This window comes from Pedobacter sp. MR22-3, assembly GCF_026240075.1.
Taxonomy (GTDB): domain Bacteria; phylum Bacteroidota; class Bacteroidia; order Sphingobacteriales; family Sphingobacteriaceae; genus Pedobacter.
The window spans coordinates 610535-631676 of record NZ_JAPIVF010000002.1; the positions used below are offsets into that span (position 1 = coordinate 610535).

The 21142-nt window shown below is 37.9% G+C and carries 20 protein-coding genes; 7 read left to right on the forward strand and 13 right to left on the reverse strand.

What is annotated here, in order from left to right:
* The first annotated feature begins 189 nt into the window (after positions 1-189).
* The 4 genes from OQ267_RS22435 to fabG all read left to right on the forward strand — a co-directional run bounded on the left by OQ267_RS22435 (position 190) and on the right by fabG (position 3567).
* Positions 190-411 carry a cysteine-rich CWC family protein gene (locus tag OQ267_RS22435; RefSeq protein WP_082491372.1) on the forward strand — a complete coding sequence of 74 codons (222 nt, stop codon included), beginning with the start codon at positions 190-192 and terminating at the stop codon, positions 409-411.
* Positions 412-676: 265 nt separating this feature from the next.
* Positions 677-1552, forward strand: a complete 876-nt coding sequence (locus OQ267_RS06310; RefSeq protein WP_265819717.1) for a carbon-nitrogen hydrolase — start codon at positions 677-679, stop codon at positions 1550-1552.
* Between the two features lie 103 nt (positions 1553-1655).
* A complete protein-coding gene (locus OQ267_RS06315; protein ID WP_265835269.1) occupies positions 1656-2732 on the forward strand; it encodes an agmatine deiminase family protein in 1077 nt (358 codons plus the stop codon).
* A 91-nt stretch (positions 2733-2823) separates the two neighbouring features.
* Positions 2824-3567: a 3-oxoacyl-[acyl-carrier-protein] reductase gene (fabG, locus tag OQ267_RS06320; protein WP_088299308.1), complete on the forward strand. Its 744-nt coding sequence runs from the start codon at positions 2824-2826 to the stop codon at positions 3565-3567.
* A gap of 108 nt (positions 3568-3675) precedes the next feature.
* Here the strand turns inward: fabG and OQ267_RS06325 are convergent, their stop codons facing one another.
* On the reverse strand, positions 3676-4410 hold the full coding sequence (locus OQ267_RS06325; protein WP_265835270.1) for a L,D-transpeptidase family protein: 735 nt from the start codon (positions 4408-4410) through the stop codon (positions 3676-3678).
* Positions 4411-4624: 214 nt separating this feature from the next.
* Here OQ267_RS06325 and OQ267_RS06330 point away from each other — a divergent pair, with 214 nt between their 5' ends.
* Both OQ267_RS06330 and OQ267_RS06335 read left to right on the forward strand, forming a co-directional pair.
* Positions 4625-6709 carry a hypothetical protein gene (locus OQ267_RS06330; protein WP_265835271.1) on the forward strand — a complete coding sequence of 695 codons (2085 nt, stop codon included), beginning with the start codon at positions 4625-4627 and terminating at the stop codon, positions 6707-6709.
* 118 nt (positions 6710-6827) lie between these two features.
* Entirely contained in the window at positions 6828-7442 is a 615-nt protein-coding gene (locus tag OQ267_RS06335; RefSeq protein WP_265835272.1) for a trimeric intracellular cation channel family protein, read from the forward strand.
* On the opposite strand, the gene OQ267_RS06340 is transcribed toward OQ267_RS06335, so the two are convergent.
* The 7 genes from OQ267_RS06340 to OQ267_RS06370 all read right to left on the reverse strand — a co-directional run bounded on the left by OQ267_RS06340 (position 7439) and on the right by OQ267_RS06370 (position 14578).
* Complete coding sequence (locus OQ267_RS06340) at positions 7439-7738, reverse strand: FtsB family cell division protein (protein WP_088299312.1); 300 nt, start codon at positions 7736-7738, stop codon at positions 7439-7441. The two genes, OQ267_RS06335 and OQ267_RS06340, sit on opposite strands and share 4 nt — an antisense overlap.
* Positions 7739-7937: 199 nt before the next feature.
* The gene (gene eno, locus OQ267_RS06345; RefSeq protein WP_029286806.1) at positions 7938-9233 is read right to left on the reverse strand and encodes a phosphopyruvate hydratase; all 1296 of its coding nucleotides are present in this window, start codon (positions 9231-9233) and stop codon (positions 7938-7940) included.
* Between the two features lie 191 nt (positions 9234-9424).
* Entirely contained in the window at positions 9425-10243 is an 819-nt protein-coding gene (locus tag OQ267_RS06350; protein WP_265835273.1) for an alpha/beta hydrolase, read from the reverse strand.
* Between the two features lie 138 nt (positions 10244-10381).
* Positions 10382-10741 carry a hypothetical protein gene (locus OQ267_RS06355; RefSeq protein ID WP_088299314.1) on the reverse strand — a complete coding sequence of 120 codons (360 nt, stop codon included), beginning with the start codon at positions 10739-10741 and terminating at the stop codon, positions 10382-10384.
* 23 nt (positions 10742-10764) lie between these two features.
* Entirely contained in the window at positions 10765-12171 is a 1407-nt protein-coding gene (dacB, locus tag OQ267_RS06360; RefSeq protein ID WP_265835274.1) for a D-alanyl-D-alanine carboxypeptidase/D-alanyl-D-alanine-endopeptidase, read from the reverse strand.
* Positions 12172-12184: 13 nt separating this feature from the next.
* Positions 12185-13297, reverse strand: coding sequence for an ATP-binding protein (locus OQ267_RS06365; protein WP_265835360.1), 1113 nt, complete (start codon positions 13295-13297; stop codon positions 12185-12187).
* Between the two features lie 291 nt (positions 13298-13588).
* Complete coding sequence (locus OQ267_RS06370) at positions 13589-14578, reverse strand: aspartate-semialdehyde dehydrogenase (protein WP_265835275.1); 990 nt, start codon at positions 14576-14578, stop codon at positions 13589-13591.
* Between the two features lie 49 nt (positions 14579-14627).
* On the opposite strand from OQ267_RS06370, the gene OQ267_RS06375 reads away from it, so the two are divergent.
* Positions 14628-15647 (forward strand): lamin tail domain-containing protein, encoded by a 1020-nt coding sequence (locus tag OQ267_RS06375; protein ID WP_265835276.1) that lies wholly within the window; start codon positions 14628-14630, stop codon positions 15645-15647.
* Between the two features lie 102 nt (positions 15648-15749).
* Here OQ267_RS06375 and OQ267_RS06380 read toward each other — a convergent pair whose 3' ends face one another.
* The 5 genes from OQ267_RS06380 to OQ267_RS06400 all read right to left on the reverse strand — a co-directional run bounded on the left by OQ267_RS06380 (position 15750) and on the right by OQ267_RS06400 (position 21118).
* Positions 15750-16622 (reverse strand): sugar phosphate isomerase/epimerase family protein, encoded by an 873-nt coding sequence (locus tag OQ267_RS06380; RefSeq protein WP_172406411.1) that lies wholly within the window; start codon positions 16620-16622, stop codon positions 15750-15752.
* Positions 16623-16631: 9 nt separating this feature from the next.
* On the reverse strand, positions 16632-17516 hold the full coding sequence (locus OQ267_RS06385; protein WP_265819707.1) for a hydroxypyruvate isomerase family protein: 885 nt from the start codon (positions 17514-17516) through the stop codon (positions 16632-16634).
* Between the two features lies 1 nt (position 17517).
* A complete protein-coding gene (locus OQ267_RS06390) occupies positions 17518-18753 on the reverse strand; it encodes a nucleoside permease (RefSeq protein ID WP_265835277.1) in 1236 nt (411 codons plus the stop codon).
* Positions 18754-18936: 183 nt separating this feature from the next.
* Positions 18937-19617 carry a 3-keto-disaccharide hydrolase gene (locus OQ267_RS06395; RefSeq protein ID WP_265835278.1) on the reverse strand — a complete coding sequence of 227 codons (681 nt, stop codon included), beginning with the start codon at positions 19615-19617 and terminating at the stop codon, positions 18937-18939.
* 43 nt (positions 19618-19660) lie between these two features.
* Positions 19661-21118 (reverse strand): Gfo/Idh/MocA family protein, encoded by a 1458-nt coding sequence (locus OQ267_RS06400; RefSeq protein ID WP_088299321.1) that lies wholly within the window; start codon positions 21116-21118, stop codon positions 19661-19663.
* Positions 21119-21142: the final 24 nt, after the last annotated feature.

Consider the following 21142-nt stretch of genomic DNA (forward strand, 5'->3'; position numbering starts at 1 on the left):
AAGCCAATTCGAGCGAGCTGAAGCAATCTGTTTTCCAATAGCACTTGTATCACATATTCAAAATTAAGTAAGGTTTTGGGCAAACGCTCAAAACCTTACTTTTTGTCCTTATTTTTGCTTAGTTCAATAGTTCATTAGCCATTTGGTTTTAATGCGCCAAGCACCAATGAACTAATGACGAGTGAACCAATGAACAACCTTTTGAAACATAGCAAACACGAAATCATTCCCTGCGAAAGATGCGGAACAGCTATTGAGTGCAAGGCAAATGCTTATACCAAATGTCAGTGTAGCGTGGTTCAACTTAGTATTAACGAAGTACAATATATTTCTGAATTGTATGATGGTTGCTTGTGTGCCAAGTGTTTATTCGAATTGCAACAAGAATACCGTGAAGAAATTGGGGTATAACTCAACTTACGAAGTTTAGCTGGCTTGTGTGATGGGGGAACTTCGTCAGTTCAGTTTAAAGTACTCTAAATTATTTAAAAATCTTCTAAGCTTATCCTATCCTTTTCCAGAAAACATTTACACGATTATGCCGTTCTACTTTTAAACAAAATAGTAACTTTGACGGAAATTTGAATGAATGAATTTTGAATGAGTGAATGTAGCCTATAGGTACAATAACATTCTCTCAATGAATCATTCTCTCATTCTCTCATTTCAAAAAAACATGAAGAAAGTAAACGTTGGCTTGGTACAAATGAGTTGTACTAAAGATAAGCAGGAAAATTTAGACAAAGCAATTGCTAAAGTAAGAGAGGCAGCGGCAAAGGGTGCACAGATTGTGTGTTTGCAAGAACTTTTTACTTCATTGTACTTCTGCGATGTGGAAGACTATGATAATTTTGATTTAGCAGAAGCCATTCCTGGACCATCAACTGATGCTTTGCAGGTGGTAGCAAAGGAACTTGGTGTGGTGATTATTGCATCTCTGTTTGAAAAACGCGCTGAGGGATTGTACCACAATACAACGGCTGTATTAGATGCCGACGGTTCCTATTTAGGAAAATACCGTAAAATGCATATCCCAGATGATCCTGCTTATTACGAAAAATTCTATTTTACACCGGGTGATTTAGGCTATAAAGTTTTTGAAACCAAATTTGCTAAAATAGGAATCCTGATCTGCTGGGACCAATGGTATCCGGAAGCATCCCGCATAACTGCTTTAATGGGCGCAGATATTATGTTTTATCCAACTGCTATTGGCTGGGATACTACGCAGGATGAAGAGACGAATCAAGATCAATATAATGCCTGGCAAACTATTCAGCGTTCTCATTCTGTGGCTAATGGTGTACCTGTGGTAAGCGTAAACAGAGTTGGTTTTGAGCAAGAAGGCAGAATGAAATTCTGGGGCGGAAGTTTTGCTACGAATGCCCAGGGTAAATTACTTTATCTGGCCTCTCATGATCAGGAGGAAACAAAAGTGGTGGAATTGGACCTGGATCAAAGCGATTTCATGCGTAAACACTGGCCATTTTTAAGAGACAGAAGAATTGATTCTTATCAACCAATTACCAAAAGATATATTGACGGGGATTAAGCTGAAAGCGAAAACCACGTATGGGTGCATCCTGAGTTTGTCGAAGGGTCTAAACACTTCGACAAATTCCATGTGATACCTTAAACTTATAAGACTACAAGAAATGTCAAACTTCCCTCCAAGAAAAGAATTAAATATCAATCCATTCGATTATTCACCAAAACAACAAGGTTATGCTTTCCCTGCCGAGTGGGCGAAACATGAAGCCACGTGGTTAAGCTGGCCACATAAAGAGGCAAGCTGGCCAGGGAAAATCGAAACGATATATACGCCATATTGCCAGTTTATTAAAGCAGTTGCTGAAGGCGAGAAAGTTCGCATTAATGTGAAAGATGAGGAGATGAAAGCATTTGCTGTTTCCGAACTTATTAAAGTTGATGCAGATTTATCGCAGATTGAGTTTTATTTCAACGAAACCAACGATGCCTGGTGTCGCGACCATGGTCCTGCTTTTGTATTAAAAGGGAATGAAAAAGCCGTAGTGGATTGGGGCTACAATGCATGGGGTGGAAAATATCCCCCTTTTGATCTGGATGATGTGGTGCCAACAAAAATCGCTAAACATTTTGATTTGCCATTATTTAATCCTGATCTAGTAATGGAAGGCGGTTCTGTTGAATTTAATGGTGCAGGAACCATTCTGACTACGACTGCGTGCTTGCTAAATGAAAACCGTAACCCACAGTTAAACAAAGAGCAGATTGAAAAATATTTGCTGGAATATTATGGTCAAGACCAGGTTTTATGGTTAGGAGATGGTATTGTTGGCGATGACACGGATGGACACATTGACGATATTACCCGTTTTGTCAATGAAGATACCGTTTTGACGGTGGTAGAAAGCAATCCGCTGGATGAAAACTATTTGCTGTTGCAAGAGAATTTAGAAGCTTTAAAGGCCATGAAATTAAAGGATGGCCGTTCACTGAATATTGTAGAATTACCAATGCCTTCGCCCGTGATTTATGATGACACGCGCTTGCCGGCATCTTATGCTAACTTTTACATCGCCAATGCAGCTGTAATCGTACCGGTCTTTGATGATGTGAATGATCAGAAAGCGCTGGATATTATTCAGGGCTGTTTCCCGGATAGAAAAGTTATCGGAATCAATTCCGTAGATATTATCTGGGGATTGGGAAGTTTTCACTGTTTAAGTCAGCAGGAACCGGCAGTTTAGTCAGAAGTCTTTAGTCTGAAGTCATTTAGTCAATTTGGTTTTTAGTATTAACTTTACAACATTAAAAAATTCAACTTTACAACATTTCATCATGAAATTATTAGAAGGAAAAACGGCATTAATTACCGGTGCATCAAAAGGTATTGGTCGTAAAATAGCTGAAAAATTTGCGGAGCAAGGTGCTAACGTTGCTTTTACATACTTGTCATCAGTAGAAAAAGGCGAAGCATTAGAAAAAGAACTGCAAACTTTTGGAACGAAAGTTAAAGGCTATCGTTCTGATGCCTCGAAATTCGATCAGGCCGAGCAATTGATCAGTGATGTTGTAGCAGCGTTTGGAACTATTGATATTGTAGTGAACAATGCAGGCATTACCAAAGATGGTTTATTAATGCGGATGAGTGAAGAAAACTGGGATGATGTTATCAATATCAACCTGAAGTCTATCTTTAATGTGACTAAGGCTGCATCCAAAGTGATGATGAAAGCGCGTAAAGGTGTATTTATCAATATGAGTTCTGTAGTCGGTGTTACAGGTAATGCAGGTCAGGCCAATTATGCGGCGTCTAAAGCGGGTATTATTGGTTTTACAAAATCTGTGGCCAAAGAATTAGGTTCCAGGAATATCCGTGCAAACGTGGTGGCTCCGGGTTTTATCCGTACTGAAATGACAGAAGTTTTAGACCCTGCAGTGGTTGCGGGCTGGGAAAAAGACATTCCATTAAAACGTGCCGGCGAAACGGAAGATATTGCCAATGTTTGCGTGTTTTTAGCTTCAGATATGAGTGCGTATGTTACTGGTCAAACTTTATCCGTTTGTGGCGGAATGCTATAAGAAGGTAGAGGGATTAAAGGTTTAAGACACAGGATTCTCCTGTTCCAAACTAAAAAATTAAAAGGCATAAGATGGGTTTTTTGGCCTGAACCTTATGCCTTTTAGCTTTTACCTCAACGTATATTCCCCATCAATTTCATTAATATCCAATTGTTTTTTATGCTTCTTGAAAGCTAAATAACCCGGTTGTAGTGTTTTCCAAAAACCGGCTTGTAGAGGAAACTGAATGGAATATTTCTTCATATTTTCATTTGTCATTTTGAAAGGATAGATGTTTACCGGTATTTTTTCCTGACCATAATTTCTGGCTTCAACTGCTAAAATATAAATCTCCTTAATTTTGTCATCAGTGAGCGGAATGCAACCGACAGTTACGCAATTCCCATGAATATAGATGTCACTTCCAGGTTTTCTGTCTTTGCCGGTTCTCGCCAAATCAACATTATTAGGATAGTTTAGGCCAAGTGATAAATGATAGGTACTCATCGGGTTGAAAACATTGATAGCATAAAATCCCTCGGGTGTTTGCTTATCGCCTTCCATTACTTTTGGACCCAATGTACCGGAATGGGCACAGAAATCATACGCCCTATAAAGTGAATATTTATGGTCAGTTTTAGCTTTTAACCATATTTCTAATTTTCCTTCAGCTTTATAAGCATTGATGATCATTGAAAAATGATCTTTATAACCCGCTAATTGTAGTGACTGATATAAAGTTTCCCACTTCTCTTGATAAGCTTTTTCTACCCTTTCGAATTGAATTTGGGTCGACTTGAAATTATTTTGTGCATTGGCCATAATGCTGAATGATAAGAGAAGCGTTAAACAGATTAATTTCATAAAATTTGCTTTGGTCAAATCTACTTATTTAACGACAGCGCACGCAGAGAATTTATAGATTTCCAGGCATAACACACACCAAATGATTCATCTTTTAGTAATCTTCACACCCGACTACGTATATCTCTATGCCTACCTTTTGTGTCCCCTGTAGTTAAAAACCCTCAACTTTCTTTCTTTGTGGTTAATAACAAAATTAGCATCTTTATAAAATATGAACAGCATTTTTGCCGGTACTTCTATTTTATATTTTCTGGCTTGCCTGGCTTTAGGTATTTTATATGCATGGTTACTGTATCGGGGAAATAAAAATATTAATAGAAAGCTGCAATATGGTTTAGCTGCCATCAGAATAGTTGCTGTTACGGCGATTGCCTGGCTAATATTTGTGCCCTTAATTAAAACGCTAAACTATACTTTAGATAAGCCTGTCATCATTATCGGGCAGGACAATTCCCTTTCTATTGCTCAGGTTAAAGCGGCTGGTTTTGACCAGAAATTGTACGAGAAAAACCTGAAAATTCTTCAGGATAAACTATCAGATCGGTATGAAGTTAAAGCTTACCATTTTTCTGATACGGTAAAGGATGGCCTTGACTTTAAAAACCAGGGAAAACTTACAGATGCTTCCGCTTTTTTTCGGAAAATCAGAGATGAGTATACCAACAGAAATGTAGGCGCTGTTATCCTGGCTACTGATGGGATATTCAATCGTGGCGGAAATCCCTTATATAGCATCAATCAGATGAATGCGCCGATTTATACCATTGCCTTGGGCGATAGTATTCCCAAACGAGATGTTTTAATTTCAAATGTAAACTATAATAATATCGTTTACCTGGATGATGACTTCACCATTGAAGTTCAGGTTCAGGCTTTTCAAAGCGATCATGAAAATACGACAATAGCGGTGAATCAGAATGGGGTTAAAGTAGTTCAGCAAGCCATTGCCATTAACGGAAATTCATTTGTTAAAAATATTCCTATAAAACTGCATGCCGGGAAAATAGGTGTTCAAAAATATACCGTTCAACTGGGCGTTTTACCTAATGAAATCACCACGAAAAATAATTCACAAACTTTTTATGTGGAAGTGATTGATGGCAGACAAAAAGTGTTATTGGCTGCAGCAGCACCACATCCTGATTTAGGTGTTTTAAAAGAGGCCATTTCACTCAATAAACATTATGAGGCTAAACTCGCCCTTGCTGATGATTTGAATGCCACTGATCCATCCAAATTTGATTTAATCATATTATACCAGTTGCCAGATGCTCAAAATATGTCGACTTCATTTTTGCAGAAAGTAATGGCTTTAAAAAGGCCCGTTTGGTATGTTTTAGGTGCACAAAGCAATGTGAATGCTTTTAATCAGATTCAAAATCAGGTAAACTTAAGTGCTGCCAATGGTTCCTTTCAAGAAGTTTATGCTGATGTTGCCAATGGTTTTACGAGTTTTAACTTATCCGAAGATGATAAAAAGAAATTTTCCACTTTCGACCCCTTATTGATGCCGTTCGGAAGGTTAATGGTAAATGCAAGTGCAACACCCGTTTTTAATCAACGTATCGGAAAGGTAAGTACACAACAACCGTTATTGTTTTTTACCAATGAAAATGGGTTAAAAAGCGGTTACCTGATGGGAGAAGGCTTATGGCGCTGGAAATTATCAGAAGCACAAAATGAAAATGGATCATCCGGGTTAAACGATTTGATTTCTAAAACGATTCAATATCTTGCGGTAAAAGATGATCAGCGAAAGTTTAAAGTTTTTACCTCAAAATCAGCCTATGATGAAAATGAAGCTGTTCAGTTTAATGCCACACTTTATAACGATAGTTACCAGCCTGTAAATGAACCGGAAGTTAATCTTCAGGTAAAAAATGAAGCGGGGAAGGTATTCAACTATACTTTTTCTAAAACCGAGAATGCTTATCAACTTGATGCCGGGACAATGGATGCGGGCAATTATTCCTATTTGTCCAATACTGCTCTTGGCGGAAAACGTTTAACAGCATCAGGAAGTTTTTACGTCAATTCTTTAATGGCCGAATATCAGGAAACCACGGCGAATCATCAGTTATTAAATACGATGGCTAAACAGAGCAATGGCAAGCTTTTTATGCCTGAAGATCTGTTAAAGATAGCAGATGAGATCTTGAAAAATGAAAATATTAAAACTATTAGTTATGAAGACCGCAAATACGATGAGCTGATTAATATAAAGTGGTTATATGCATGTATTCTGATACTATTGAGTATAGAATGGTTTTTAAGAAAACGTAACGGAGAACTGTAGATTTTTTCAACCCCGAACGTATCCGGGAAGTATTACTTTTTGAAGTAGTTTAAATGAGTTATTTCAATAAGATCAATATTATTTTCAGTTTAAAAGAGAAGACAATTCAATTATATAGATGGGTACTTCAGAAATATTAGAAATCCTGGGCACTGTTGCTTTCTCCATTTCCGGGACCTTTACAGCTATGCAGCGTAAACTGGATCCATTTGGTGTTTTGATTATTGCTTTTGTAACCTCAATTGGTGGGGGAACCGTTCGGGATTTGTTAATTGGCGATACTCCCGTGGCATGGATGCGGGATATTCAAACCTGTTTGATTATTCTTGCGACCTCTTTAGTGGCGATGTTTTTCAAGGCGCAGGTTCAGAAACTAAAAATTACTTTATTCCTGTTTGATAGCCTTGGGCTGGGGTTTTTTACAATGTTGGGTTTACTTAAAGGAATTGCTTTTGGTTTAAATCCTGGCGTTTGTATTGCACTTGGAACCATAACCGGTTGTTTCGGAGGTATTATCAGAGATACCTTGTTAAATACGATTCCGCTGATTTTTAGAAAAGAAATTTATGCCACTGCTTGTATTTTGGGTGGTTCGATTTATTTTTTACTGCTGGAATTTGGAGTAGGTAGTGTAATTGCAAAGCTTGCCGTTATCGCTATTATCTTTTTATTAAGGGTTGTAGCGGTTAAGTATAAACTATCACTGCCGAAATTTAATTATGCCCGGGATTAGTCTTTTTTCTCCTCACGAATGATCACAAACACATCCTCATTATCTTTTTTCATGAAATACTTTTCGCGAGCGAATTTTTCAGCAGTATTAAGGTTCGTATTCAGCTCGTTTAAATCCTTTTTAACCTGAGCGGTTTCCTTTTCAAAATACTCTTTTTCTTCCTGTAATTTGTTCGCCTGACTACGGTATTCATATTGCGACATCATATCATTTTTATCGAAAAATAGCATCCAAACTGCAAATGCAGCCGTTGCAAGAAAATATTTATTGCGGAAAAGGTCTATTAAACGTTTCATAGTTGAAGATATGAGTATTGGGATATGTGATTTAAGATCATGCACCTAACACAGAACAAATATAGTATTAAAATAAAAACATCCGAAGATTTAAAATCTCCGGATGTTTAGCAAATTAGTTTTTCAACTTCTTAACAACCCAAAGCCTAGAAGGACTTAGTGGCAGTTCCTTAAGTCTCCTTTAGGAGATTTAGGGGGTTTATTTCTTTGCGTATTTGAATTTCGAACCGATGAAACGAGCATTTTCACCTAATTCTTCTTCTATACGCAATAACTGATTGTATTTTGCAATCCTGTCTGAACGAGATGCTGATCCTGTTTTAATCTGTCCGCAGTTTAAAGCAACAGCTAAATCAGCGATGGTCACATCTTCAGTTTCGCCTGAACGGTGACTCATTACCGACGTATAGCCACTGTTTTGAGCTAAAGTAACAGCATTGATTGTTTCAGTTAAAGAACCGATCTGGTTAACTTTTACTAAAATTGAATTTGCAGTGTCTTCATCAATACCACGTTGTAAACGCGTTACGTTGGTTACAAATAAATCATCACCAACCAATTGAACATGGTCGCCAATTTTATCGGTTAAGCTTTTCCAGCCGGTCCAATCGTTTTCATCCATACCATCTTCAATAGAGATAATTGGATATTTTGCAGAAAGATCAGCTAAATATTGCGCTTGTTCTTCGCTTGAACGAATTACACCGGTAGCACCTTCAAATTTCGTGTAATCGTATTTTCCATCTTTGTAAAACTCAGAAGAAGCACAATCTAAAGCTAAACAGATCTGAGAACCAGGTTGGTAACCAGCAGTTTCAATCGCTTTTAATACGGTTTCAATTGCATCTTCAGTACCATCAAAAGTAGGGGCGAAACCACCCTCATCACCTACAGCAGTAGATAAACCTCTATCATGAAGAATTTTTTTCAGGCTATGAAAAACTTCAGTTCCCCAACGTAAAGCCTCAGAGAATGAAGGCGCACCAACTGGCATGATCATAAACTCCTGAAATGCAATAGGGGCATCAGAGTGAGAACCGCCGTTAATGATGTTCATCATTGGGATTGGTAAAGTATTGGCATTAACACCACCAATATAGCGGTATAAAGGTTGGCCTATTTCATCGGCAGCAGCTTTAGCCACCGCTAAAGAAACACCTAAAATAGCATTAGCACCTAAATTACCTTTGTTTTCTGTACCATCAAGAGATAGCATTAATTTATCAATTGCATTTTGTTCGAAAACATCAATACCTCTTAAAGCATCAGCAATTTTAGTATTTACATTTTCTACAGCTTTTAAAACACCTTTACCTAAGTATGTAGATTTATCTCCGTCACGTAATTCAACAGCCTCATATTGCCCGGTAGATGCACCGCTTGGAACAGCAGCACGGCCAAAAGCACCTGCTTCTGTAACTACTTCTACTTCTACTGTTGGATTGCCTCTTGAATCGAGGATTTGTCTGGCATGGACATTAACGATTATGCTCATTTTTATTTGATTTTTTGTTACTTTTTAATCTGCTTAGTGTATAAAGTACAATTACTAAGCCTAACATCAAAGTTAGTATAATTTTTAAATAAATAAAGCGTTTTCAGGCTTAATGTTACGATCATTACAAAGCCTAATGATTCGTTAATTTTAATTTAATACAGAGGGTTTTTGTATGGTATGGCACTATTCTAATTGTCTGAATCTTTCGCTATAAAGCTATAAAATGCGGGAAATTCCCGGTGCCAGAACCATTCCGTATGCTTTCCATCTTCGCACTCATGAAAAAGAATATTTTGGTTGCTACCATCAGGATTTAAGATGGCATGTATTTTTTTTACATTGTTTACCATTTCTGTACCTTCTTTATCTCCGGCAACTAAAAAGATTTTATTTCCTTTTAAACCAGGTAAACGATCCGTAACATCTGTGTAAATTTCAGGTCCCAGCCAAAATGCCGGACTGAATATTCCTGCTGAACCAAAAACTTCAGGGTACTCTGCAATGGCAAACATGGAAATCAGGCCACCAAGAGAACTTCCGGCAATTGCTGTATGATTCATATCGGTTAGTGTTCTGTATTGATGATTGATAAATGGCATAAGTGTTTCTACCAAGAACTGCAGATATGCTTTCCCTTCGCCTTTGCCATTTTCACTATCATAGGGATTATATTCTGTCAGGCGATCTTCCTCACCATGATTTATACCAACTATAATCATTTCTTGCAAACCTTCACGGATCAGGTTATCTACAGTCGTATCAACAGCCCATTCATCATTTCTGGCTGGTTTGGCATGAAATAGATGCTGACCATCGTGCATATAAAGAACAGGATATTTTTTTTCAGAATCTTTGTAGCTTTTAGGGAGATAAATCCAAACCTGCCTGTGTTTGTCAAGCTGAGGCATGTAGAATTTTTCATCTACCACATGAACATGGTCACCAAATTGGTAATCAGGTTTTTCTTGTTTGAGGTTGTCTTTCCAGTTTTCGATTCTTACATCCATATCCAATCAACATTAGAAAAGAATATCCGGTTTTAAAAGACAAACACTCATTTATAATGCTGACTTATTTACTGCCTGCAAATATCTGTTGTTGATGCAGTTGCAATAGCAATTTATTATCCGTTTATACCTTTCGTCTTAAATTTGAGAAAAAACAAAATTCAATCTGGTGAGTTCCGTTTTAACTTGGTTCATCCCGATTAAACCTCCGGATATGCCGCTTGATTGCTGAAAAACATTTACTGTAAGCTCATCCTCTGCGGTTTGTGTAATGGTTACACTAAATTTAAAGTACTTCACAAATGCACCGAACAAAATGCGCATGGTCCGGTTGCCTTTTTCCAGAATCAGGTTTCCAAATTGCTGGTTAATTACTTTATAACCTTGGATATCAAAATAATGATTTATCTTTTCGGTCATCTCTGCAATAGAGATGTCTTTGTATAAATTAGAGATCAAACCATCAACCGTTTGAAGGTTTTTAATAAAATGTGGCATAGCGTCGTTTTTAGATAAAATTTTTACTTCAGTTCATCCAGTACCTTGAACAATTTTTTATTAATTCCACTTCCGCTATAATTGTTGATATTGATTACAATCACATATTTATTTCCAGCGGTGTCAGTGTGGTATCCGGCAAATGCCGAAACATCATTTATAGTGCCACTTTTTATTTTCATGCCATTATATTCCGGCAAAGCTTTATAAAAATCCGTGAACCAATCTTCATTTTGAACCTGGAACAATATATTTGCCATGGCAGCGGTCGTAATTCGGTTTCCCGGAGAAAGTCCGCTACCATCAATGATATTCAGGGCAGATTGATCAATGCCTTTAGCTGCCCAGAAATTAATTTCAGTTTCTGCTCCTTTAGAAGTAGTTGCAGGTTTTCCGGATTTCAAGGCCATAGTTTTTAAAAAAGTTTCACCATAAAGGTTGATGCTTTTTTTTAGAAACCAGTAAGTCATTTTGCTCAGGGTGGGTGAAGTAACGGTGCTGATCTTTTGCATAGCTGTTGGAACGGATTGTTTATTCTGTTTCAGTAATCTTGTGGTAGTAGCTTCCCGTGTGATTTGAATACCCAAGCGCTTCAACGTGTCCTGTAAATGGTAAGCACAATCAAAAGCAGGATCGGGCAGGGCTACGGAAATACCCGATTTGCCAATGCCCATGCCCCAGGTACCGCGTAAATAAGCAACATTAGAATAGGGTGGAAGAAAGGCATAGCTTTTGTCTCCACTACCTGATGAACCTGTTTTTAATTCATTTTCGATCTGGATATATGGTGTAAGCGGAATTGTTTTTATGATTTGCACTGCTGTAGCTGTACTTGATCCGGGACGCAATTGTATGTCAAACTGATTTTCCCTCCAGGCTAGGCCTGATGTTCCGGCACCATAGTAATTGCCGATATCCTGCCATACCCAACCCTCGGGTGTGGTTTGCGTGCCAAATATTTGATCATCACCAATAATTGATCCCTCAATTTTCTTAATGCCTGCAGATTTTATCGCTGCAACCCACTGTTTTAAAACTGCGGGTTCAGTGTTTTGAAAGCGGGGGGAGCCTAATGTAGGGTCCCCGCTTCCTGTAATGATAATATGGCCTTTCAAAGTCCCATCAGCTGTGATTTCTCCAGAGTAGGCGAGTGTGGTTTGGAATTGAAAATCTTTCCCTAAAATACTGAAAGCGGTTGCCGCTGTAATGGTTTTTAAAGTTGATGCTGTCGCCAGGCCTATTTGCTCATTTCTGGCGAACAGTACTTTTCCGGTGCGTGCATCTAAAACACAAATGGATGTTATGGCATGTTTGGCCTGCTCGTCGCCGAGTAAAGTATTGAATGCTTTATCCAGGTTTTGGATGCTGTTCTGGGCAAAGCAGTTCACATAAAATAGAGCGTATAAAAGAATGATAAGTGACTTTTTCATATAAAAAATATAGTTAAACCAATAAATCGGTATAATTTTTTTTATTAATTACCTTGGTTTGTACGTGTTGGTAAACATTGGTAAATGTGGTTGGGAATTTCACTTTTTTGTTTTCGTTCCAATTAATCTCATATGCGGTTAAATTTCCTTCAAATTCTTCAATCAAATCTATTTCCTGCTGCTGGAAACTTCTCCAGAAGAAATGTTTGGTATGCTTAATCTGGTTACTATTGGCTTTTATAAATTCGGATATCATATAATTTTCGAAAAGCTGCCCGGTATCTTGCCGTAAGCTTAGCGGACTAAAATTCTGGATTATAGCATTGCGTATGCCATTATCATAGAAATAGATTTTCTTCCCTTTCTTTACTTCATTCCTCAGGTTTTTACTGTAGGCACCTAATCTGAATACCACGAAACATTGTTCAAGTAAATCTATATAGCGTTCAACAGTGAGCTTATCTGCTTCTATCATTTGCCCAAGTTCGTTATATGAGATCTCGTTTCCAATCTGCAGTGCCAAAGCCTGTACTAGTTTTTCCAGCTGAATGGGTTTTCTGATACCGGACAGTGCCAGTATATCTTTAAATAAATAGCTGTTGGTTAAATTTAATAAAAGTTCCTTTTCTTCACCTGGATAGTTTATCGCATCTGGGTAGCTGCCAAAAATTAATCTCTTTTCCAATGATTGTTCTTCAGTAAGAATATTGGTATGCTGCACCAGCTCAGCGACTGAAAAAGGAAAAAGGTGATACTCAAATTTTCTACCTGTTAAGCTCTCCTTTGTGCCAGCTGCTAAATCTAAAGAGGAGGAACCCGTAACTAAAAGTTGTACTTCTGGAAAGTTATCTACAATAAGCTTTAATGTTAAACCAATATTGGTAACCCTTTGCGCCTCATCAATTAAAAGTATTTTATGCGTTCCTATGATTGATTTCAATCGTTCAATACTGATATCTTCCAGTGTTATACGCACATTGGCTTCATCGCAATTAAGAAAAACAAATGATTCTTCTTTCCGCTTCGCGAGTTTTTTTAACATCGTTGTTTTACCTACCTGCCTGGCACCAGTAATGATGATTGCCTTTCCCTTAAAAAACTTGGATTCAATATAATTCTCTAATATTCTTTAATCATAATTAAAATACCTTTCTAAACAAATATAATTCATTCATATATAATTTTGATATTGTAATCATCAAATTATATATAAATTTAATATTGTAATCACCAAATTATATATAATTTGGTGATTAGTGTTTTCGTTTTATGTTTAGTAATTGATTTCTGATTAAAATTTCATAGGCATGTGTAGAAATATAACATAGGATAAACTGTGGTGATATGAATTTTTATCCTGAAAAGAATACAAAAAAGCCCGTGTTTGTGGCACGGGCTTAAGTTTTTTGTTTTAAAATTAAACTAATTCTTTCCGGATAAGGTATTCTGCTATCTGAACAGCGTTAGTAGCTGCACCTTTACGTAAGTTATCGGCAACAATCCAAAGGTTTAAAGCTTTGGGTGCTGATTCATCTCTCCGAATACGGCCAACAAAAACCTCATCTTTTTCGTGTGCATCTTTAGGCATTGGATATTTTAAATTTGCTACATCGTCAACTACAATAATTCCAGGCGATTTTTCTAAAATACTACGTACTTCAGCCAAATCAAAATCATTTTCAAATTCAATGTTTACAGATTCAGAGTGGCCGCCCATTACCGGAATACGAACAGTAGTTGCCGTAACTTTGATGGCATCATCGCTCATGATCTTATTGGTTTCCTTAACCATTTTCATTTCTTCTTTGGTATACCCATTATCCATGAAAACATCAATATGAGGCAGAACATTTAAGTCAATTTCATATGGATAGGCTTTTGGACCATCAATGCCTTTACGTTCATTCATTAATTGCTCAACGGCCTTAACACCCGTGCCAGTAACGGATTGATAGGTAGAAACAACAACCCTTTTAATTTTATATTTATCATGCAATGGTTTCAAAACCACAACCATTTGAATGGTAGAGCAATTTGGATTGGCGATAATCTTATTATCGATAGAAAGTTCATGGGCATTAACCTCTGGCACGATCAATTTAATCGCAGGATCCATTCTCCAGGCTGATGAATTATCAATCACAGTAGTACCAGCTTCTTTGAAACGTGGTGCATGTTCTAATGAAGTATTTCCACCGGCAGAAAACAAGGCAATATCTGGTCTCATACCAATTGCAGTATCCATGCTAACGATTGGGAACTTCTTACCCTTAAAAGTAATTTCCTTACCAACACTCTTTTCTGAAGCTACGGGAATTAACTCTGTTAAAGGGAAATTTCTTTCCTCCAATACTTTTAACATTACGGTTCCAACCAATCCGGTGGCACCAACAACTGCTACTTTCATTTTAAATTTTAATTATTATATTTATAAAACATTTGATATAAGTCCAAATATGCTAAAAATTAAGCTTATATCCCTATTGTTACCCATTAAAATTGCATCGATTATTTTTAATCCTCACCCTGTCAGAAATGACCGGATTAAAAATATCAGCAAACACATCCCCAAAAAAGCTACTATAGCCAGTTCTTCAGGAAATAAGGCTTCACCTGGTTGTGCACGATCCATTCTCGTTCAGGATGATGTTTTAATTTCGGAGGTGTTATTCAATCCGAGGCCTGGTGGAGTGGATTTTGTAGAGATTTACAACAATTCCGGTCATGATATTGATTTAAGTGAATTGCAACTCGCCAATACCAATACTGCTGGTAAAGTAGCCAATATTAAAAATATTTCGGCTAAAAAATTAACCATGCCTGAGGGAACGTTTTGGGTAATTACGAGCAATCAAAAGAATATCCGGGAGAATTATGATGTGAAGTTTCCGAACCAACTGATTCAGATCAGCAGTATGCCGGCCTATAATAATGATAAGGGAACGGTGGTTTTGTTGAGCCATAATCAGGTATTGGACCGGTTAGATTATCAATCGAAAATTCATCATCCGTTAATCCAGGATGAAGACGGAATCTCGCTGGAAAGGGTATCATTCAAGGTGCCGGCAAATGAACCTGGTAATTTCACATCAGCAGCTGCCGCAGCGGGGTTTGCCACTCCAACCTATCAAAACTCACAATCGTCAGTTGATGGCAATAGCGAAGTTTTTCTATTGTCTAAAACCTTTTCTCCGGATGGGGATAACTTCGAGGATGTGCTTAAACTGGAATACCATATGAGGCAGAATTCAAGCCTGGCTACGGTAAGTATTTATTCTGATAAAGGAAGGCTGATTCGAAAGTTGCTTAACAATCAAACCATCGGAACAAATGGCTTTTTAACCTGGGATGGTTTGGATGATCACGGAGGTATGTCCAATATCGGAATTTATATTGTCCTGTTTGATGTTTTTGATTTACAGGGCTATACCAAAAGATTTAAGCTGGCATGTGTACTCGCTGGCAAGTTGAATTGAGCAATAATGTCTTGTCAGATCATAACTCAGAAAGGCGTTAACATGAAAAAGGTCGTAGCGAGAAAACACTACGACCTTTACTAATAAAATTTTGATAAGAAATTACAAAATGTTTTTCTTGATATAAGCACAGCTTGCCGCAACAGATTCGATTGGGTTAGGCTTATAATTGGTTTCATGCTCAACAAAGAAATGTTTCATGCCTGATAACTTGGCATCAGCGAAAATGGGTTTCCAGTCAATACTTCCCGTTCCAACTTCTGCATTTAAAGCAGGATTTGTTTTGTCCATATCTTTTACATGCCACATGGTAAAACGACCTGGGTTTTCTGTAAATAATTTGATAGGATCATTTCCAGAGCGTACTACCCAGTATAAATCCAGTTCAAAGTCAACGAGTTTCTTATCCGTTTCATTTAACAAAATTTGATAGCCGGTGGTTTCTCCCTGTTTCTGGAATTCAAAATCATGGTTATGATAAGCCAGTCGTAAACCTGCATCTTTACACATTTTGCCTGCAATATTGATTTTGGCGGCAAGTTTTTTATAGTCTTCTGCATTTTTTCTGATACTGGCATCCAGATAAGGAATAGTAACATATTCACTGCCTAAAACCTTTGCAGCAGCAATAGCCGCTTTTAGTTCATCAGTGTTGCCATCAGCTAAATAAGTACCTAATCCATAATGCCCGCTAACTGCTTTAAGTCCGTTTGTGCTCAGTAGTTTCTTGAATTCTACAGGAGTTAAACCCCAAAACTGACCTTTAATAGAAAAGCCATAAGTTTCAACTTCTGTAAAGCCTGCTTTTGCCACTTTTTCAATCGTTCCCTTTAAATCTTTTGGCAGGTCTTCTCTTAACGAATAAAGTTGTAGGCCAACTGCCTTTTTCTGGGCTACACATGCAATTGATGGTGCCAAAAGTAAAGTTGCTACTGCTAAGCAACTATTGATGATGAAACTTTTTCTTGATAACATAATAATTAATTAAATGTCACAGATCTCTACAGCTTTTTTTAACGAAGCTATTTTATCTGCATTTTTAGGTATAAATTCTTGTGCAACGAAACCTTTAAAGCCGGTTTCTACAATGGCTTTCATAATTGCCGGATAATAAAGTTCCTGCGTATCATCAATTTCATTCCGGCCTGGAACACCAGCTGTATGATAATGCGCAATGTATTGATGATGATCCCGGATGGTATGAATCACGTCTCCTTCATCGATCTGCATATGATAAATATCGTAAAGCAGTTTAAAGTTTTCTGAACCTAAGCGTTTACACAGTTCAACACCCCAGGCCGTTTTGTCACATTGATAATCGGCATGGTTTATTTTGCTGTTTAACAATTCCATTACCAATACCACGCCATGTTTTTCTGCCAATGGCATTAACTGTTTTAATCCTTCTACACAGTTATTCCAGCCGGTTTCATCGTCTTTTCCACGACGGTTTCCGCTAAAGCAGATTAAGTTTTTGTAACCAGCTTCGGCCACAAGGGGAATCATGGCAGAATAATTCTTGATTAAAGTTTCATGAAATTTTTTATCATTAAACCCATCAACGAGATTAATTTCAGCGCCATTACACATAGAAGAAACCAGTCCATGTTTTTTAAGTATTGGCCAATCTTTCGGGCCAACCAAATCAATGCCCTTTATACCGATTTTTTTTGCTTCGGTACAAAGTGTTTCTACATCAAGCGTACTAAAACACCAGCGGCAAACAGCATGATTTACATTGCCTTTAAGTTTTTCAGATGGTTTTGGCTGATCCATAGCGAAGGATGATATACCCGATGAAACACCAATTGCGGCAGTGCCTGCAATGATGTTCTTTAGTGCATTTCTTCTGTTTAATTTTGAAGGCATGTTAAAGGGCTTTAGCTTCTGATTTTGTTTTATCATTAAAAAGAACAGCAAAAAGCAGGAAGACTGCAGCAGCAATAACTGCAGGAATAATCCACACCATTTTCCAGTCGATTGCACCATCCGCTGCTTTATAAGTATCTGTTATTTTACCTGCAACCTCAAATCCGATAAGCATCCCTACACCGTAAGTGGCTAAGGTTATTAAACCCTGCGCTGAGCTTTTGTATTTCTCGCCAGCTTTGGAATTGGTATAAATCTGACCGGATACGAAAAAGAAGTCGTAGCAAACACCATGCAATGCAATACCAATAATAAGCATAAAACTTAAATCGCCGGCATTACCAAAAGCAAATAATACATATCTAAGTGCCCAGGCAAGCATACCTACCAATATGGTTTTTTTAAAGCCGTATTTCGAAAAGAAAACAGGAATGGCCAGCAAAAATAATGCTTCGGATATCTGACCGATTGCCATTTTTCCGGTTGGATTTGAAACTTTAATTTCCGCTAAAAACAAGCCGGCATTCTGATAATAAAATGCCAACGGAATACAAATTAATATAGCCGAAATAAAGAAGATGGCGAAGTTTTTATCCTTTAACAGCTTGAGGGCATCCAGACCAATTAAATCACCAATTTTGATTTTCTCGGTCGAAGAAACTTTAGGCGGTGTTTTAGGGAGGGTAAAGCTGAAGATACCCAGTACCAATGAAACAATACCAGCCATCAGGAAGGTGCTTTTCAATAATCCCGATTGAATGCCTTCAGGAGAATCCCAATGGAAAACAAAACTAATAAGCAAGCCTGCAATGATCCAGCCGATGGTTCCCCAAACCCGTATTTTTGAAAATTCCTTTTCCGGATCCTGCATTTGGTTAAATGAAACGGAATTGATTAATGCCAATGTTGGCATAAATAAAATCATATAACCGAGTACATAAGGGTAAAATACACTTACATCAGTTGCCCTGTACATTTGATACATTAATACAGCGCCAACAATATGCAACACACCAAGTATTTTCTCCGCATTAAAATATCTGTCTGCAATTAAGCCAACAATAAACGGAGCGATAATAGCTCCCCAGGATTGTGTTCCAAAAACAGAAGCAGATTCTGATCCGCTTGCTTTCAAATTGTTGCCTAAAAATGTGCCCAGTGTTACAAACCATGATCCCCATATAAAAAATTCGAGGAACATCATGGTAGAGAGTTTAAAGCGGGTAGTGGTATTCATTTGGTTTATATAAGTTTATGAGGTATAAGGTTTAAGGCGTAAGGTTTAAGCTAGGAATATAAATCCATCAATCTTTTGCCTTACGCTTTTAGCCTAATTTTAGTAAGGTTATCATGTTTAAGGTGTAAAGTTAAAGCGAGAAAGGAAACCCTCAAGCCTTTTACCTTACGCCCTAAACCTCAGTTATAATTCTTTTATAATGATGTTTTTGTACCAAACTTCATCACCATGATCCTGAAGGGCAATCTTGCCTGATGTATAAGTTCCCCAGTTTTCCCAATTAGCAAATTTGCTTCCGGCAACCAGCTTTTTCCAGTTTTCATCCCATAAGGTTGTTTTCACCACCTGAACCCCATTTAAAATTAGGGTTAAATTTCCTTTTTTACTAATAATTTCTGCTTTGTTCCATTCACCAACCGGCTTAACAGGTTCAGATGAGCTTTTGATTAAATCATATAAATCTCCGGCACGGTGTTTGGTTATTTTTCCGTCAGGATGACCATCATTATCCAATACCTGCATTTCTAAACCAGTAGAATAGGTTGCATGGTATTTTGGTTCTTCATGAACGTAGAAAATTAAACCGCTGTTGGCCTTTGGTGCTACTTTCCATTCGTATTTTAAATGGAAATCTTTGTATTCTTTGTCTGTGACCAAATCGCCACCGCCATCAGCACCTTTGGTTTTAGGATCAAGGTGTAATGCATCTTCCTGAACCTGCCAGCCACTGCCCACATTGGTTTTATTGTAAGTATGCCAGCCAGTAGTTGTTTTACCATCAAATAAGGGTTTGAAGCCCTTTTGTGCCTGGGATATTTGTGTAACTGCCAACATGATGCAGGCAGAAAGGATTATTTTTTTCATTTTACTTCGGTTTTCATCATTGCGAGGAATGATGAGTGTATTTTTATAAAGTTAAATTGTTCCAGCCTTTGCGATATTCACGTTTGACAAACTGATTGGCCTCATCGAAATTAGTAATTTTCATGTTGTCATTATCCCAAAGCATTTTCATGTACCTGCCCGGGTAAGTTACTTTACCATTTACCGTTTTTTGAATATCGAAACTTCTGATGGCTAAATTAGCCATTAATAAAGCCTCAGTTAAAGGGCCAGCAATTTCGAAAGGCGAACTTACTTCCTGTTTACCATAACCTGCAATTGCTGCTTCTACCCATTGTGCATAGTGTCCATCAGCACCTCCTTTAACCCGGGCATATTTTTCTTTTACTTTAATGTCTTTGTTTCTGCTGAGTGGTAACAATTTCGGATTTGCACTATAGGTTTCCGACATCATTTTACCTTTCGTGCCGATAAACAAAGTACCATTGCCACCATCACCAAAGGTTTCGTTAGCTTCCAATTCAGCAGGGCGTTCCGGTTGGATACCTCCATCCATCCAGTGTAAAGTAACATCGCCTTTTGTTTTCTCCGTTTTAGGGAATTTCAGAGTAACATGGCTTGACGGCGGACAACTTTCAGGAAAATACCCACGTTTAAATTCATCCACATAAACAGATCCCACACTGGCTTCTACCTCTTTGGCATATTTTAAGTTTAAAACGCTGAAAGGTGCTTCAATTAAGTGACAGCCCATATCTCCCAGTGCACCGGTACCATAATCCCACCAGCCACGCCAGTTAAATGGCACGAGTTTATCTACATAATCCTTCTCAGGGGCTGTGCCTAACCATAAATTCCAGTCTAACTCTTTTGGAATTTCTGCTTTTTTATCCGGCCATGGAATACCCTGCGGCCAAACCGGACGATTGGTCCAGGCATAAACCGTATGTACATCACCAATTAAGCCTGCTTCATACCATTCTTTCATTTGGCGCGGACCATCATTTGATGCGCCCTGATTACCCATTTGCGTAACCACCTTATATTTTTTCGCGGCAGCGGTTAAAATCCGTGCTTCATGAATATCGTGCGTAAGCGGTTTTTGAACATACACATGTTTACCAAGCTGCATGGCTGCAAGTGCCTGTATCGCATGGTTATGATCAGGTGTGGAGATCGAAACGGCATCAAAGTTTTTGTGTTCCTTATCCAGCATTTCGCGGTAGTCTTTATAGTATTTTGCTTTTGGAAATGCTTTTACACTTGATGCAGCACGGCGATCATCTACATCGCATAAAAAAGCGATATCTGCCTTACCACTTTTGGCAAACATGGCAATATCACCTTGTCCTTTACCACCCACGCCGATACCGGCAATCAGTAAACGGTCGCTGGGTGCTAAAAAACCCGGCCCACCTAAAACATGTCGTGGAACAATCATAAATGCAGCGGCAGCTATGGCGCTGGTTTTAATAAAATCACGGCGGTTACTCGTGTTTTTATTTTCTTGCTCTGTTTTCATTAGAATTATATGAGGTTTAAAAAT

Coding starts and splice junctions, on each gene's coding strand:
- OQ267_RS06335 (WP_265835272.1), top strand. CDS start 6,828: ATGGGTACTTCAGAAATATTAGAAATCCTGGGCACTGTTGCTTTCTCC.
- OQ267_RS22435 (WP_082491372.1), top strand. CDS start 190: ATGAACAACCTTTTGAAACATAGCAAACACGAAATCATTCCCTGCGAA.
- OQ267_RS06310 (WP_265819717.1), top strand. CDS start 677: ATGAAGAAAGTAAACGTTGGCTTGGTACAAATGAGTTGTACTAAAGAT.
- eno (WP_029286806.1), bottom strand. CDS start 9,233: ATGAGCATAATCGTTAATGTCCATGCCAGACAAATCCTCGATTCAAGA.
- OQ267_RS06400 (WP_088299321.1), bottom strand. CDS start 21,118: ATGAAAACAGAGCAAGAAAATAAAAACACGAGTAACCGCCGTGATTTT.
- OQ267_RS06385 (WP_265819707.1), bottom strand. CDS start 17,516: ATGCCTTCAAAATTAAACAGAAGAAATGCACTAAAGAACATCATTGCA.
- dacB (WP_265835274.1), bottom strand. CDS start 12,171: ATGAAAAAGTCACTTATCATTCTTTTATACGCTCTATTTTATGTGAAC.
- OQ267_RS06370 (WP_265835275.1), bottom strand. CDS start 14,578: ATGAAAGTAGCAGTTGTTGGTGCCACCGGATTGGTTGGAACCGTAATG.
- OQ267_RS06340 (WP_088299312.1), bottom strand. CDS start 7,738: ATGAAACGTTTAATAGACCTTTTCCGCAATAAATATTTTCTTGCAACG.
- OQ267_RS06350 (WP_265835273.1), bottom strand. CDS start 10,243: ATGGATGTAAGAATCGAAAACTGGAAAGACAACCTCAAACAAGAAAAA.
- OQ267_RS06325 (WP_265835270.1), bottom strand. CDS start 4,410: ATGAAATTAATCTGTTTAACGCTTCTCTTATCATTCAGCATTATGGCC.
- OQ267_RS06330 (WP_265835271.1), top strand. CDS start 4,625: ATGAACAGCATTTTTGCCGGTACTTCTATTTTATATTTTCTGGCTTGC.
- OQ267_RS06380 (WP_172406411.1), bottom strand. CDS start 16,622: ATGTTATCAAGAAAAAGTTTCATCATCAATAGTTGCTTAGCAGTAGCA.
- OQ267_RS06390 (WP_265835277.1), bottom strand. CDS start 18,753: ATGAATACCACTACCCGCTTTAAACTCTCTACCATGATGTTCCTCGAA.
- OQ267_RS06395 (WP_265835278.1), bottom strand. CDS start 19,617: ATGAAAAAAATAATCCTTTCTGCCTGCATCATGTTGGCAGTTACACAA.
- OQ267_RS06355 (WP_088299314.1), bottom strand. CDS start 10,741: ATGCCACATTTTATTAAAAACCTTCAAACGGTTGATGGTTTGATCTCT.
- fabG (WP_088299308.1), top strand. CDS start 2,824: ATGAAATTATTAGAAGGAAAAACGGCATTAATTACCGGTGCATCAAAA.
- OQ267_RS06315 (WP_265835269.1), top strand. CDS start 1,656: ATGTCAAACTTCCCTCCAAGAAAAGAATTAAATATCAATCCATTCGAT.
- OQ267_RS06375 (WP_265835276.1), top strand. CDS start 14,628: ATGCTAAAAATTAAGCTTATATCCCTATTGTTACCCATTAAAATTGCA.